Consider the following 14,379-nt stretch of genomic DNA (forward strand, 5'->3'; position numbering starts at 1 on the left):
GTTCATTTTTAAGGTGTCCGCGGTACGCCGCGGAACACATTGGGGTTTCGGCGCATGAACGAACTCATGAAGATCCTGGGTCAGACCGGCCAGTCGGTGACCTTCGACCAGATCAAGATCCAGCTCGCATCCAGCGAGCAGGTGCGGTCATGGTCTTACGGCGAAATCAAGAAGCCGGAGACCATCAACTATCGTACGTTCAAGCCTGAGCGTGACGGCCTGTTCTGTGCGCGTATCTTTGGCCCGATCAAGGATTACGAATGCCTGTGCGGCAAGTACAAGCGGATGAAGTTCCGCGGTATTGTCTGCGAAAAATGCGGCGTTGAAGTCACGCTGGCCAAGGTGCGCCGCGAGCGTATGGGCCATATCGAGCTGGCATCGCCTGTCGCGCATATCTGGTTCCTGAAGTCGCTGCCGAGCCGTATCGCGACCATGCTGGATCTGCCGCTCAAGGACGTTGAACCGGTTCTGTATTTCGAGAAATTCCTGATTCTCGACAAGGGCGTCTGTGAATCCGATCAGATCGACTCCTACAAGAACGGCAAGAAGCGCGATCAGTATCTGCTGGACGAAATCCGCTGCGAAGACCTTCTGGATGAATATCCCGACGCCGGTATCGACGTCGGAATCGGTGCGGAAGCCATCAAGCGCGCGCTCTCCAGCTATGACTGGGGTATTCCGAACGACCAGGAACGCGACCTGAGCCTTGCGGCAAAGGAAAAGGGCCTGCCGGATCCGTTCGACTATGACGCTGAAGTCATGGAAGGCGATTCCGAGAAGACCATGATGCGCAAGAAGCTGCGCAAGGCGACCTCGGAAGCTGCCCGCAAGAAGCTCGTCAAGCGTCTGAAGCTCGTTGAAGCCTTCGTGGAAAGCGGTTCGCGCCCGGACTGGATGATCATGGACATCGTTCCGGTCATTCCGCCGGAACTGCGTCCGCTGGTGCCGCTCGATGGTGGCCGCTTCGCAACCTCCGATCTGAACGACCTGTACCGTCGCGTCATCAACCGTAACAACCGTCTGAAGCGGCTGATCGAACTGCGTGCGCCGGACATTATTGTCCGTAACGAAAAGCGCATGCTGCAGGAAGCTGTGGACGCCCTGTTCGATAACGGACGTCGTGGCCGCGCCATCACGGGTGCGAACAAGCGCCCGCTTAAGTCGCTGTCCGACATGCTGAAGGGCAAGCAGGGGCGTTTCCGTCAGAACCTGCTCGGAAAGCGCGTCGATTATTCCGGTCGTTCGGTCATCGTAGTCGGTCCGGAGCTGAAGCTGCATCAGTGCGGTCTTCCCAAGAAGATGGCGCTCGAACTCTTCAAGCCGTTCATCTACTCGAAGCTCGAGAAGTATGGTCACGCCACCACCATCAAGGCTGCAAAGCGCATGGTGGAGAAAGAGCGTCCGGAAGTCTGGGATATCCTCGAAGAGGTGATCCGCGAGCATCCGGTCATGCTGAACCGTGCTCCGACGCTTCATCGTCTGGGTATCCAGGCGTTCGAGCCGACGCTGATCGAAGGCAAGGCTATCCAGCTTCACCCGCTGGTCTGCACTGCGTTCAATGCCGACTTCGATGGCGATCAGATGGCCGTTCACGTGCCGCTATCGCTGGAAGCCCAGCTTGAAGCGCGCGTTCTGATGATGTCCACGAACAACATCCTCAGCCCCGCGAACGGCAAGCCGATCATCGTTCCGTCCCAGGATATCGTTCTGGGCCTGTATTACCTGAGCCTTGAAGTTCCGGAATACCGCGAAACGTCGGACGAGGCTGTCATCAAGGATGGCAAAATCGTCACGGCTGCTCCGCCGGCCTATTCGGATGTGGCCGAGATCGAAAGCGCCATGCTTTCGGGCTCGCTCAAGCTGCATGACAAGATCCGTCTGCGTCTGGCGACGATTGACGCTGACGGCAAGTCCGTCCGTCAGACGATTGTCACGACGCCGGGTCGCGCCCTGATCGCGCAGATCCTGCCGAAGCATCAGGCGATCCCGTTCAGCCTGATCAACAAGCAGCTGACGAAGAAGAACGTGTCCGACGTGATCGACACGGTCTATCGTCACTGTGGTCAGAAGGAAGCGGTGATTTTCTGCGATCGCCTGATGGGGCTTGGTTTCCGTCACGCTGCCCGCGCCGGTATCTCCTTCGGTAAGGATGACATGATCATTCCGGACGCCAAGGCAACGCTGGTTGGCAAGACGTCGGAAGAGGTCAAGGAATTCGAGCAGCAGTATCAGGACGGTCTGATCACGGCTGGCGAGCGCTACAACAAGGTGGTCGATGCCTGGTCACGCTGCACGGACGAAGTCCAGGCCGCGATGCTCAAGGAGATCTCCAAGCAGGTCATCGGCAAGCCGACGAATTCGGTCTGGATGATGAGCCACTCCGGTGCCCGTGGGTCGCCGGCACAGATGAAGCAGCTCGCCGGTATGCGCGGCCTGATGGTGAAGCCTTCGGGCGAGATCATCGAGCAGCCGATCATCGCGAACTTCAAGGAAGGCCTCTCGGTTCTCGATTACTTCACGTCCAGCCACGGTGCCCGTAAGGGGCTTGCGGATACGGCGCTGAAGACGGCAAACTCGGGTTACCTGACCCGTCGTCTGGTCGACGTGGCGCAGGACTGCATCATCGTCGAGCCGGATTGCGGTACGGAACGCGGTCTGACGGTTCGCGCCGTCATGGACAGCGGTGAAGTCGTGTCTTCCCTGTCCGAGCGTATTCTGGGCCGTACCCTGTCCAAGGACGTGCTGCATCCGGTCACCCAGGACATCATCCTGCCGCGCAACACGCTGATCGAGGAAGCTGAAGCTGAGCTTATCGAGAAGGCGGGCGTGGAGAGCGTCGATATCCGCTCCGTTCTGACCTGTGACAGCCGCGTTGGAATCTGTGGCCACTGCTATGGTCGCGATCTGGCCCGTGGTACGCCGGTCAATATCGGTGAGGCTGTCGGCGTTATTGCGGCACAGTCCATCGGTGAGCCGGGCACCCAGCTGACGATGCGTACCTTCCATATTGGTGGCGCGGCAACGCGTGGCGCCGAGCAGTCGATGGTCGAAGCGTCCCGCGATGGTATCGTGACGATCAAGAACCGGAACGTCGTCGAGAACTCGCAGAAGGTTCTGGTTGTGATGTCGCGTAACTGCGAAATCCTGCTGACCGACGAGAACGGTGTGGAACGTGCCCGCTATCGTGTGCCTTACGGTGCGCGTCTGATGGTCTCGGAAGGGGAGGCGGTGACGCGGACCCAGAAGATGGCCGAGTGGGACCCGTACACCCTGCCGATCATCACCGAGCAGGCGGGGACCGTCGAGTATCTCGACCTGATCGACAGCATCACGCTCGTCGAGCGTATGGATGAAGTCACGGGTCTGAGCTCGAAGGTCGTCGTTGACTACAAGCAGGCCGCCAAGGGCGTTGATCTGCGCCCGCGTCTGCAGCTCAAGGATGCTTCCGGGAACGTCGTCAAGCTCGCCAATGGCAATGATGCTCGTTACTTCCTCTCGCCTGACAGTATTCTGTCGGTTGAGAACGGGGCAGAGGTCAATGCCGGTGACGTGCTGGCCCGTATTCCGCGCGAAGGATCCAAGACGCGTGACATCACGGGTGGTCTGCCGCGTGTGGCCGAACTGTTCGAAGCGCGTCGTCCGAAGGATCATGCGATCATCGCCGAAGGCGAGGGACGTATTGAATTCGGTAAGGACTACAAGTCCAAGCGCTGCGTTATCGTCAAGAACGACGATACGGGTGAAGAGACGCAGTATCTTATCCCGAAGGGCAAGCACGTTTCCGTTCAGGAAGGGGACTTTGTCCAAAAGGGCGATCCGCTGGTCGACGGTCCGCGCGTGCCGCATGACATTCTCAAGGTCATGGGTGTCGAGGCTCTGTCTGACTATCTCGTTAATGAGATCCAGGACGTCTATCGACTGCAGGGCGTGAAGATCAATGACAAGCATATCGAAGTCATTGTTCGTCAGATGCTGCAGAAGGTGGAAATCCTCGAACCGGGTGACTCGACCTATCTGATCGGTGAAACGGTGGACCGTATCGAGTACGAGGGCGAGAACCAGCGTCTGATCCAGAACGGTGATACGCCTGCCCGGGCCATGCCGGTTCTGCAGGGCATCACCAAGGCATCCCTGCAGACGCAGTCCTTCATCTCGGCGGCCTCCTTCCAGGAGACCACACGTGTCCTCACGGATGCGGCCACGTCGGGCAAGGTGGATACCCTCAACGGTCTCAAGGAGAACGTGATTGTCGGGCGTCTGATCCCGGCAGGAACGGGCAGCGTGATGAACCGTCTGCGGGGCATTGCCGCCACTCAGGACCGTCAGCGTGTTGGTGGAACGTCGCAGGCAGCTGTCGAAGACGCAGCGGAGTGAAAAGAGGATCCCCGCTTTTGAAAAAGGCGGGGATCTTCCTGTCCCGATTCTGGAAACTTTCAGCGAAGAATCGGGCCATTTCAGCTGAACCACTTGACTTGACGTCGAACCCTTCGTAGGTTCCGCGCCCTCGGCACATGCCTTCTCGGAAGGCTGAAAAAGCCGACGAAGTTTAAAGAATCGCATGCGGTGCCGCTATTCTCCTTATCTGGAGAAAATGCCAAGGCCGCACGCTGGAGAGAGGAGGGAACAGTTCAGGCTGTTTCCTTTTCACGATGTGGAAATGGCAGGCGGTCCTACCGCATGTCGGTTGGAACAAATGTCACGACAGAAACAGCAATGTTGCTGTCTGAAATAGGACAAGGATTGGGAAGGGCGCATGCCGACCATCAACCAGTTGATCGCGAACGGCCGTGAGCCGGCCGCAAAGCGGAACAAGGTCCCCGCACTGCAGGGCTGCCCGCAGAAGCGTGGCGTTTGCACGCGTGTGTATACCGTAACGCCAAAGAAGCCGAACTCCGCTCTGCGTAAGGTCGCCAAGGTGCGTCTGACCAACGGGTATGAGGTCGTGAGCTACATTCCGGGTGAAGGTCATAACCTTCAGGAACACAGTGTTGTTCTGATCCGTGGTGGCCGCGTGAAGGATCTTCCTGGCGTCCGTTATCACATCCTGCGTGGTGTGCTTGATACACAGGGTCTCGCCAAGCGTCGTCAGCGTCGTTCGCTGTATGGCGCGAAGCGTCCGAAGTAAGAGGTATTTGGAATGAGTCGCCGTCACCGCGCTGTAAAGCGCGAGATCCTTCCCGATCCGAAGTTCGGAGACGTCGTCATTACGCGCTTCATGAATGCGCTGATGTACGATGGTAAGAAATCCACCGCCGAAGGTATCGTTTACGGTGCCCTCGAAGTCATGCGCCGCCGCGGCGGCACGACTGCAGATCCGGTGGCCATGTTCCACTCGGCTCTGGACAACGTGAAGCCTGCGGTTGAAGTCCGCTCGCGTCGCGTCGGTGGCGCAACCTATCAGGTTCCGGTTGAAGTCCGCGCCGAGCGTCGTCAGGCCCTCGCGATCCGCTGGCTGATCGACGCCTCCCGCAAGCGTGGCGAGAACACGATGCAGGAGCGTCTGTCCAACGAACTGATGGATGCGGTCAACAACCGTGGCTCCGCTGTCAAGAAGCGCGAAGACACGCACCGTATGGCTGAAGCCAACAAGGCATTCAGCCACTATCGCTGGTAATCAGAACCGGTTAAAGGGCTTCCGGCAGTGCTGCGATCTCGGGATCGTGCACTGACTGGTTTGAACTTTCAGTCTTACTCCCGTTCCAGGTGGAGCGGGGTTTTGGAGAAAGACGATGGCAAAGGCTAAATTTGAGCGGACGAAGCCGCACTGCAACATCGGCACCATCGGTCACGTCGATCACGGCAAGACCTCGCTGACTGCTGCAATCACCAAGGTGCTGGCAAAGTCCGGTGGCGCAACGTTCAGCGCCTACGACCAGATCGACAAGGCTCCTGAAGAGCGTGCTCGTGGCATCACCATTTCCACGGCTCACGTTGAGTACGAGACGGCCAACCGTCACTATGCTCACGTCGATTGCCCGGGCCATGCTGACTACGTGAAGAACATGATCACGGGTGCAGCTCAGATGGACGGCGCGATTCTCGTCGTTTCCGCTGCTGACGGTCCGATGCCGCAGACCCGCGAACACATCCTGCTTGCACGTCAGGTTGGCGTTCCGGCTCTGGTCGTGTTCCTGAACAAGGTTGACCAGGTTGATGATCCGGAGCTGCTCGAGCTCGTGGAAATGGAAGTTCGCGAACTTCTGTCTTCCTACCAGTTCCCGGGCGACGATATCCCCATCGTCAAGGGCTCCGCTCTTGTGACGCTGGAAGATGGCGACGCAGCAATCGGTGAAGACCGCGTTCTCGAACTGATGACGCAGGTTGACGCCTACATCCCGCAGCCGGAGCGTCCGGTTGACCGTCCGTTCCTGATGCCGATCGAAGACGTGTTCTCGATCTCGGGTCGTGGTACGGTTGTCACGGGTCGTGTCGAGCGCGGCGTTGTCAACGTGGGTGACGAAGTCGAGATTATCGGCCTGAAGGATACCATCAAGACGACCGTTACGGGCGTTGAGATGTTCCGCAAGCTGCTCGATCGCGGTGAAGCCGGTGACAACATCGGTGCACTGGTTCGTGGCACGAAGCGTGAAGACGTCGAGCGCGGCCAGGTTCTGGCAAAGCCCGGCTCCATCACGCCGCACAAGAACTTCAAGGCTGAGGCTTACATCCTCACGAAGGAAGAGGGCGGTCGTCACACGCCGTTCTTCACGAACTATCGCCCGCAGTTCTATTTCCGTACGACCGACGTCACGGGCGTCGTGACGCTGCCGGAAGGCACGGAAATGGTCATGCCGGGTGATAACGTTGCCATGGACGTGGAGCTGATTGCTCCGATCGCCATGGACGAAGGCCTGCGCTTCGCTATCCGCGAAGGCGGCCGTACCGTGGGTGCCGGTGTGGTTTCTTCCATCACCGCCTAAAGTCCTGCGTTTAGCTGTTGGCTTTGACAGCCCCGGTCAGATTTTTTCTGACCGGGGTTCCCTTTCAGGGGCAATGGCAGTAGGACGACACCCGAATTTTTGAGTTGGACGAACAAGAACATGGACAACCAGAACATCCGCATTCGCCTTAAGGCGTACGATCATCGCGTGCTGGACAACAGCACCAAAGAGATCGTAAACACGGCGAAGCGTACGGGTGCGCGGGTTCGGGGTCCGATCCCGCTGCCGACGCATATCGAACGGTTCACGGTGAACCGCTCGCCACACGTGGATAAGAAAAGCCGCGAACAGTTCGAAATTCGGACTCACCGCCGGCTGCTCGACATTGTCGAGCCGACCCCGCAGACCGTGGACGCCCTCATGAAGCTCGACCTCGCCGCTGGCGTGGACGTCGAGATCAAACTCTAAGGTCCAGACGATGCGAACCGGATTGATTGCAAAGAAGCTGGGAATGACCCGGCTGTTTAAGGAAGATGGCACGCATGTGCCTGTGACGGTCCTTCACCTTGACAATGTCGAGGTTGTGGATGCCCGCACGAACGAGCGCGATGGCTACACCGCCATTCAGCTCGGACTTGGTAATGCCAAGGTGAAGAATGTCACCAAGGCGAACCGTGGCCACTTTGCCCGGACCAAGGTCGAGCCAAAAAAGCATCTGGCAGAGTTCCGCGTCGCTGAAGACGCCCTGCTGGAAGCTGGAACCAAGCTGTCCGCTGCTCACTTCGTTGTGGGACAGAAAGTTGACGTCACGGGCCAGAGCAAGGGCAAGGGTTTTGCGGGTGTTATGAAGCGTCATAACTTCGCAGGTCTCGAAGCGTCCCACGGCGTCTCCATCAGCCACCGTTCCCACGGTTCTACGGGCCAGCGCCAGGATCCTGGCAAGGTCTTCAAGGGAAAGAAGATGGCAGGTCACATGGGTGACGAGCGTGTTACCACGCTGAACCTTGAGATCGCTGCCGTGGATGAAGAGCGCAACCTGATCATGGTCAGGGGTGCAATTCCTGGTGCGAAGAACGGCCTTGTGCTGATTCGCGATGCAATCAAGAAGGCTCGCCATGCTGATGCGCCGTATCCGGCAGCAACAGTGGCGGCCGCCGGTTGAGGACGAGGGGCATGGAATACGATATCAAGACCCTCGATAATGGTAGCGCAGGCTCTGTCGCGCTTCCGGAAGAGATTTTCGCTGTCACCCCGCGCTCGGACATCATGGCACGCGTCGTGCACTGGCAGCTGGCAAAGCGCCGCGCCGGTACGCACCGTACCAAGGGCATGGGTGAAGTTTCTGGCACGACCAAGAAGCCTTTCCGTCAGAAGGGCACGGGCTCTGCCCGTCAGGGCTCCCTGCGTGCGCCGCAGTTCCGTACGGGTGGCGTTGTTCATGGTCCGGTCGTTCGCGATCACGGCTATGACCTTCCCAAGAAGGTTCGTCGTCTCGGCCTGATCTGCGCCCTGTCGCAGAAGGCTGCCGAGGGCAAGCTGATCGTTCTCGATGCAGCCAACGGTGTCACCAAGACCCGTGAAGCCGCAGCGAAGATCAAGGCTCTGGGCTGGACGTCCGCGCTGATCGTTGATGGCGCTGTCGACGAGCAGTTTGCTCGCGCAATCGCCAATCTGCCGAAGATCGACGTTCTGCCGACCATTGGTGCAAACGTCTATGACATCCTCAACCACGACGTGCTGGTTATCACCCGCGCCGGTCTTGAGGGTCTTAAGGAGCGTCTGGCATGACCACCAATACCGTCATGAACGCACACAAGACTGCACAGAACATGTCTCAGGAAGCCCTGTATGACGTGATCCGTGCACCGCTGATCACCGAAAAGGCGACGCTTCTTTCCGAGCGTAACCAGGTGGTGTTCAAGGTCGCTCCTGGCGCGACGAAGCCTCAGATCAAGGTTGCGGTTGAGAAGCTCTTCAACGTGAAGGTTACCGGCGTAAGCACGCTGGTCCAGAAGGGTAAGGTCAAGCGCGTCAAGGGTCGTCCTGGCCGTCGCTCGGACATCAAGAAGGCGTATGTACAGCTTGCTGAAGGTCAGTCCATTGACCTTACAGCCAAGCTGGGCTGACGCGGGGTAGGATACCATGGCACTCAAGCACTTTAATCCCACGACGCCGAGCACACGCGGCACCGTGCTGATTGATCGCAGCGAGCTCTTCAAGGGCAAGCCGGTCAAGCAGCTGACGGAAGGCAAGAACAAGTCCGGTGGCCGTAACAATCACGGTCGTACAACAGTTCGTTTCCGTGGCGGCGGGCACAAGCAGTCCTATCGTTATGTCGACTTCAAGCGTCGCAAGTTCGATGTGGCCGCAACGGTCGAGCGTCTCGAATACGATCCGAATCGTACGGCGTTTATTGCGCTGATCAAGTATGAAGACGGCGAACTCGCCTACATCCTTGCTCCGCAGCGCGTGAAGGTTGGCGATCGCGTCATCTCCGGCGCCCACACGGACGTAAAGCCCGGCAACGCCATGCCGCTGGGTGCAATGCCGGTCGGAACGATCGTGCATAACATCGAGCTCAAGCAGGGCGCTGGTGGCAAGATGGCCCGTTCGGCTGGCACCTATGCGCAGCTGGTCGGCAAGGACGCCGGCTACGCGCAGATCAAGCTGCAGTCCGGTGAGCTGCGTCTTGTTCGTGGTGAATGCATGGCAACCGTTGGTGCCGTGTCCAACCCGGACAACATGAACCAGCACATGGGCAAGGCCGGTCGTTCCCGCTGGCTCGGACGTCGTCCGCATAACCGTGGCGTTGTCATGAACCCGGTCGACCATCCGCATGGTGGTGGTGAAGGCCGGACCTCTGGTGGCCGTCATCCGGTTACGCCCTGGGGTGTTCCGACCAAGGGTTACAAGACACGTGTTAACAAAAAGACGGATAGCCTGATCATCCGTCGCCGTAAGTCCGGCAAGTAAGAGGGGGCAAACAGAGATGGCACGTTCCGTCTGGAAGGGCCCGTTCGTTGACGGGTATCTGTTCGGCAAGGCTGAAGCGTCACGCGCTTCGGGTCGTAATGAAGTGATCAAGATCTGGTCGCGTCGTTCGACGATCCTTCCGCAGTTCGTTGGACTTACGTTCGGCGTCTATAATGGTCACAAGTTCCTGCCTGTGCAGGTCACGGAGAACATGGTCGGTCACAAGTTCGGTGAATTCTCACCGACGCGGACCTACACCGGTCATGGCTCTGACAAGAAGTCGAAGCGGGGCTGAAAATGAGCAAGCCAAAGCATATCCGCACGCTTGCTGACACGGAAGCGCAGGCCATTGCCCGCAACATCCGCGTCAGCCCGCAAAAGCTGAACCTGGTTGCGGCGATGATCCGCAACCAGCCGGCTGACAAGGCTATCGCCGCTCTTGCCTTCTCGCGTCGTCGTATCGCGCAGCAGGTCAAGAAGACTCTTGAGAGCGCCGTGGCCAACGCTGAGAACAACCATCAGCTCGATGTCGATCAGCTGGTGGTCAAGACTGCAGAAGTCGGCAAGTCCATTGTCATGAAGCGTTTCCACGCTCGTGGCCGTGGCCGTTCTTCTCAGATCCAGAAGTTCTTCAGCCACCTGAAGATTGTTGTTGCCGAGCGTGCGGAAGCACCGGAAGAGACGAAGCCGTCTCGCGGAACCAACAAAGAGCAGAAGGCAGCCTGATCCATGGGACACAAGGTCAATCCGATCGGGCTTCGGCTCGGCGTCAACCGTACCTGGGACAGCCGTTGGTACGCTGGTCAAGATTACGCACGTCTGCTGCATGAAGATCTGAAGCTTCGTGCATTCCTGCGTCGCAAGCTTTCCGGCGCAGGCGTGTCCCGCGTTGTTATCGAGCGTCCGGCAAAGAAGCCCCGCGTGACGATCTACGCTGCCCGTCCGGGTGTCGTGATCGGCAAGAAGGGTCAGGACATCGACGCGCTCCGCAAGGAACTGAGCCGTATGGCGAAGACCGATGTGGCGCTGAACATCGTCGAGATCCGCAAGCCGGAAATCGACGCCACTCTTGTTGCCGAGAACATCGCTCAGCAGCTGGAGCGTCGCGTTGCATTCCGTCGTGCCATGAAGCGCGCAATCCAGTCTGCAATGCGTCTGGGTGCCCAGGGCATCCGGATCACCTGCGGTGGTCGTCTGGGTGGTGCTGAAATCGCTCGTGCCGAAAAGTATCGTGAGGGACGCGTTCCCCTGCATACCCTTCGCGCCGATATCGATTACGGTACGGCAACTGCCAAGACAACGTATGGTACCTGCGGTGTGAAGGTATGGATCTTCAAGGGTGAGATCCTGGCTCATGACCCGCTGGCACAGGATCGTCGTGCTGCGGAGCAGGCTCCCCAGCGCTAAGACTGTGAGCGAAAGCTCACAGTTCCTTTGCTGGTGCTGATTTGAGGATTTAACAACATGCTTTCCCCGAAGCGGACAAAGTTTCGTAAGGCCCACAAGGGCCGCATTCACGGTCTGGCGAAAAGCGGAACCCAGCTGAACTTCGGTGCCTTCGGCCTGAAGGCGCTGGAGCCGGAGCGGATTACCGCTCGCCAGATCGAAGCCTCCCGTCGTGCGATCACGCGTGCCATGAAGCGTGCAGGTCGTGTGTGGATTCGTATCTTTCCGGACACTCCGGTCTCGACAAAGCCTGCAGAAGTGCGTATGGGCTCCGGTAAGGGTAACCCCGAGTACTGGGCCGCACGTGTCAAGCCGGGTCGTATCCTGTTCGAGATCGAAGGCGTTCCGCCTGAGGTTGCCAAGCTGGCCCTGAGTCTGGGGGCTGCAAAGCTTCCGATCAAGACCAAGTTCGTTCAGCGTATCGGAGACGCGTAATGGCCGACACGTACAAGCCTGCCGATCTGCGCGCGAAGAGCGAGGACGAGCTGAACGCTCTTCTGCTCGATCTCAAGCGCGAACAGATCAACCACCGTTTTTCGGCTGCCACAGGGCAGTCGGAGAACACAAGCCGCGTCAAGGTCGTGCGCCGTGCAGTAGCACGTATCAAGACACTGGCTCACACATCGAAGAACCGTGCGGGCGCCAAAACGTCCGCCGCTAAGTCCTGAGAGGAGACGGACGATGCCAAGGCGCGTCCTGACGGGTCGGGTCACGAGCGACAAGATGGACAAGACGGTTACCGTTCTTGTTGATCGTCGCATCATGCACCCGCTCTACAAGAAGTTTATTCGCCGCTCCAAGAAGTATGCGGCTCATGACGAAGAAAACGTCTGCCAGACGGGTGATCTGGTTCGCATTGAAGAATGCGCACCGATCTCCAAGCGCAAGACGTGGTCTGTCGTGTCGCGCAACGGCGAGGAGCTGGCTTCAGCGTCCTCTTCCGTCAGCGCATAAGGGGGTAGGCACATGATTCATCCCGAGACCAACCTTGACGTCGCCGATAACTCCGGTGCGCGTCGGGTGCAGTGCATCAAGGTGCTGGGCGGCTCCAAGCGGAAGACTGCCTCGGTCGGCGACGTCATTGTCGTGTCCGTCAAGGAAGCAATTCCCCGCGGCAAGGTGAAGAAGGGTGACGTGCATCAGGCCGTCATCGTTCGCACCTCCTACCCGGTTCGTCGTGCAGATGGCTCCGCCATCCGTTTCGACAAGAACGCCGCTGTTCTGCTGAACAAGCAGCAGGAGCCGATTGGTACGCGTATCTTTGGCCCGGTGGTTCGTGAGCTGCGTGCGCGCAAGTTCATGAAGATCATCTCGCTGGCTCCGGAGGTGCTGTAATGGCTGCTCGTATCAAGAAGGGTGACCAGGTTCTGGTCCTCTCTGGTAAGTCCCGTGGCGTTCGCGGCGAAGTTCTCGCCGTGATGCCGAAGGCCGAGAAGGCTGTTGTGCGCGGCGTGGCTATCGCCAAGCGCCACACGAAGCCCAACCGCACAGGCGGAGAAGGTGGAATCATCGAGCGCGAAATGCCGATCCATCTTTCCAACCTGAAGCTGGTTGATCCGAAGAGCGGCAAGCCGACGCGTGTTGGCTTCCGCATTCTGGAAGACGGTCGCAAGGTTCGTGTTGCCAAGGCAACCGGCGAAGTGATCGAAGGCTGAGGAACGCAACAATGAGCGAACAGAAGAACGCTTTGCCGCGTCTGCACCAGCGTTACGAAGAAGTGCTGAAAAAGCAGCTTCGCGAGCAGTTTGGCTATGCCAACGAACTCCAGGTTCCCAAGCTCGAGAAGATCGTGCTGAACATGGGCGTTGGTGAAGCCGCTGGTGACCAGAAGAAGCTTGATGCCGCTTTTGCGGAAATGACCGTCATTTCGGGGCAGAAGCCTGTCAAGACCCTTGCTCGCAAGGCTATTGCCGGCTTTAAGATCCGTGAAGGTCTGCCCATCGGCTGCAAGGTCACGCTTCGTCGTGCCCGCATGTACGAGTTTCTTGACCGTCTGGTGACGATCGCCATGCCGCGTATCCGCGATTTCCGTGGGCTGCCGGCAAACAAGGGCTTTGATGGACATGGCAACTTCGCCATGGGCATCAAGGAACAGATCGTGTTTCCTGAGATCGAATATGACAAGATCGATGCCGTTCGCGGCATGGATATCATCTTCGTGACCAGCGCCAAGTCTGATGCTGAAGCAAAGGCCCTGCTGAAGGCCTTTGATCTGCCGTTCAACGGCTGATCCATAATTTTTCAGACCGATCACGGTTAAAATCAGGATTCGGCCTTCCATTGGAAGGCCGCTTTCCTTTATAGACACGCTGATTGGAAAACCGTCGGGATAGGCCTGACAGGTTCCGGGAGAAAATTCGAGATGGCGAAGGTCTCAGCGGTAAACCGTAATAACCATCGCGCTGCCCTGGTGAAGCGCGACAAGGAAAAGCGGACCGCTCTCAAGAACATCATCAAGGATCGCACACTGTCGGTTGAAGACCGCTTTGATGCGACCCTTAAGCTGGCCCAGATGCCGCGCAATGGATCCGCAACCCGCGTCCGTCTGCGTTGCAAGCTTTCTGGTCGCCCCCGTGCCAACTATCGCAAGTTCGAACTGAGCCGTATTGCTCTGCGCGATCTTGCCTCCGCCGGCCAGATTCCTGGCATGGTCAAGTCGAGCTGGTAAAGGGTAGATCGAATGTCTTTGTCTGATCCACTGGGCGATATGCTGACCCGGATCCGCAATGCGCAGCGTGCCCGTCATGCTGTCTGCGTTGCGCCTGCATCCAAGCTGCGCGCAAGCGTTCTGGAAGCTCTGAAACGTGAAGGCTACATCCGTGGCTTCGCTGCTGAAGAGCTCCGCAAGGGTGTTGCACAGCTCCGTATCGAGCTGAAGTATGTAGAAGGCCAGCCGGTCATCAAGGAAATCCATCGCGTTTCCAAGCCCGGCCGTCGCGTCTACTCGAAGATCAAGGAACTTCCGCGCGTTTATGCCGGCCTTGGTGTGTCGATCCTGTCCACCCCGCGTGGCGTCCTGTCGGACGTCGAGGCTCGCGCTGCCAACGTTGGCGGCGAGGTCCTCTGCCGCGTCTTCTAA

At 58.5% G+C, this 14,379-nt stretch carries 20 protein-coding genes; all 20 read left to right on the forward strand.

Features of this window, described 5'->3' with window-relative positions:
• Positions 1–54: 54 nt before the first annotated feature.
• The 20 genes from rpoC (at position 55) to rpsH (ending at position 14,379) form a co-directional block, all read left to right on the forward strand.
• Positions 55–4,374: a DNA-directed RNA polymerase subunit beta' gene (gene rpoC, locus HK22_RS06415; protein ID WP_086648725.1), complete on the forward strand. Its 4,320-nt coding sequence runs from the start codon at positions 55–57 to the stop codon at positions 4,372–4,374.
• A gap of 379 nt (positions 4,375–4,753) precedes the next feature.
• Positions 4,754–5,125, forward strand: a complete 372-nt coding sequence (gene rpsL, locus HK22_RS06420) for a 30S ribosomal protein S12 (protein ID WP_011251969.1) — start codon at positions 4,754–4,756, stop codon at positions 5,123–5,125.
• 12 nt (positions 5,126–5,137) lie between these two features.
• On the forward strand, positions 5,138–5,614 hold the full coding sequence (gene rpsG, locus HK22_RS06425) for a 30S ribosomal protein S7 (protein ID WP_011251968.1): 477 nt from the start codon (positions 5,138–5,140) through the stop codon (positions 5,612–5,614).
• Between the two features lie 115 nt (positions 5,615–5,729).
• Positions 5,730–6,920 (forward strand): elongation factor Tu, encoded by a 1,191-nt coding sequence (tuf, locus tag HK22_RS06430; protein ID WP_062029287.1) that lies wholly within the window; start codon positions 5,730–5,732, stop codon positions 6,918–6,920.
• A gap of 120 nt (positions 6,921–7,040) precedes the next feature.
• Positions 7,041–7,349, forward strand: coding sequence for a 30S ribosomal protein S10 (gene rpsJ / locus HK22_RS06435; RefSeq protein ID WP_007282720.1), 309 nt, complete (start codon positions 7,041–7,043; stop codon positions 7,347–7,349).
• A 10-nt stretch (positions 7,350–7,359) separates the two neighbouring features.
• A complete protein-coding gene (gene rplC, locus HK22_RS06440) occupies positions 7,360–8,043 on the forward strand; it encodes a 50S ribosomal protein L3 (RefSeq protein WP_062029290.1) in 684 nt (227 codons plus the stop codon).
• An 11-nt stretch (positions 8,044–8,054) separates the two neighbouring features.
• Positions 8,055–8,669 (forward strand): 50S ribosomal protein L4, encoded by a 615-nt coding sequence (gene rplD / locus HK22_RS06445; RefSeq protein WP_062029295.1) that lies wholly within the window; start codon positions 8,055–8,057, stop codon positions 8,667–8,669.
• A 41-nt stretch (positions 8,670–8,710) separates the two neighbouring features.
• Complete coding sequence (locus tag HK22_RS06450; protein WP_174694446.1) at positions 8,711–9,007, forward strand: 50S ribosomal protein L23; 297 nt, start codon at positions 8,711–8,713, stop codon at positions 9,005–9,007.
• 16 nt (positions 9,008–9,023) lie between these two features.
• Positions 9,024–9,854, forward strand: a complete 831-nt coding sequence (gene rplB, locus HK22_RS06455; RefSeq protein ID WP_062029300.1) for a 50S ribosomal protein L2 — start codon at positions 9,024–9,026, stop codon at positions 9,852–9,854.
• A 16-nt stretch (positions 9,855–9,870) separates the two neighbouring features.
• Positions 9,871–10,149, forward strand: a complete 279-nt coding sequence (gene rpsS, locus HK22_RS06460) for a 30S ribosomal protein S19 (RefSeq protein WP_011251962.1) — start codon at positions 9,871–9,873, stop codon at positions 10,147–10,149.
• 2 nt (positions 10,150–10,151) lie between these two features.
• Positions 10,152–10,580 (forward strand): 50S ribosomal protein L22, encoded by a 429-nt coding sequence (rplV, locus tag HK22_RS06465; RefSeq protein ID WP_062029303.1) that lies wholly within the window; start codon positions 10,152–10,154, stop codon positions 10,578–10,580.
• Positions 10,581–10,583: 3 nt separating this feature from the next.
• Complete coding sequence (gene rpsC, locus HK22_RS06470) at positions 10,584–11,261, forward strand: 30S ribosomal protein S3 (protein ID WP_011251960.1); 678 nt, start codon at positions 10,584–10,586, stop codon at positions 11,259–11,261.
• Positions 11,262–11,318: 57 nt separating this feature from the next.
• Positions 11,319–11,735, forward strand: a complete 417-nt coding sequence (gene rplP, locus HK22_RS06475; RefSeq protein ID WP_011251959.1) for a 50S ribosomal protein L16 — start codon at positions 11,319–11,321, stop codon at positions 11,733–11,735.
• Positions 11,735–11,968 carry a 50S ribosomal protein L29 gene (gene rpmC / locus HK22_RS06480; RefSeq protein ID WP_062029304.1) on the forward strand — a complete coding sequence of 78 codons (234 nt, stop codon included), beginning with the start codon at positions 11,735–11,737 and terminating at the stop codon, positions 11,966–11,968. Before rplP ends, rpmC begins: the two co-directional genes overlap by 1 nt.
• A 13-nt stretch (positions 11,969–11,981) precedes the next feature.
• Positions 11,982–12,254, forward strand: a complete 273-nt coding sequence (gene rpsQ / locus HK22_RS06485; RefSeq protein WP_062029305.1) for a 30S ribosomal protein S17 — start codon at positions 11,982–11,984, stop codon at positions 12,252–12,254.
• A gap of 12 nt (positions 12,255–12,266) precedes the next feature.
• Positions 12,267–12,635 (forward strand): 50S ribosomal protein L14, encoded by a 369-nt coding sequence (gene rplN, locus HK22_RS06490; RefSeq protein WP_011251956.1) that lies wholly within the window; start codon positions 12,267–12,269, stop codon positions 12,633–12,635.
• A complete protein-coding gene (gene rplX, locus HK22_RS06495; RefSeq protein WP_086648726.1) occupies positions 12,635–12,955 on the forward strand; it encodes a 50S ribosomal protein L24 in 321 nt (106 codons plus the stop codon). Before rplN ends, rplX begins: the two co-directional genes overlap by 1 nt.
• Positions 12,956–12,966: 11 nt before the next feature.
• Positions 12,967–13,530, forward strand: coding sequence for a 50S ribosomal protein L5 (rplE, locus tag HK22_RS06500; protein WP_062029307.1), 564 nt, complete (start codon positions 12,967–12,969; stop codon positions 13,528–13,530).
• A gap of 132 nt (positions 13,531–13,662) precedes the next feature.
• The gene (rpsN, locus tag HK22_RS06505; protein ID WP_011251953.1) at positions 13,663–13,968 is read left to right on the forward strand and encodes a 30S ribosomal protein S14; all 306 of its coding nucleotides are present in this window, start codon (positions 13,663–13,665) and stop codon (positions 13,966–13,968) included.
• A gap of 12 nt (positions 13,969–13,980) precedes the next feature.
• Positions 13,981–14,379 carry a 30S ribosomal protein S8 gene (rpsH, locus tag HK22_RS06510; RefSeq protein ID WP_011251952.1) on the forward strand — a complete coding sequence of 133 codons (399 nt, stop codon included), beginning with the start codon at positions 13,981–13,983 and terminating at the stop codon, positions 14,377–14,379.

The organism is Gluconobacter sp. DsW_056, from assembly GCF_002153595.1.
In the GTDB taxonomy this organism is placed as follows: domain Bacteria; phylum Pseudomonadota; class Alphaproteobacteria; order Acetobacterales; family Acetobacteraceae; genus Gluconobacter; species Gluconobacter albidus.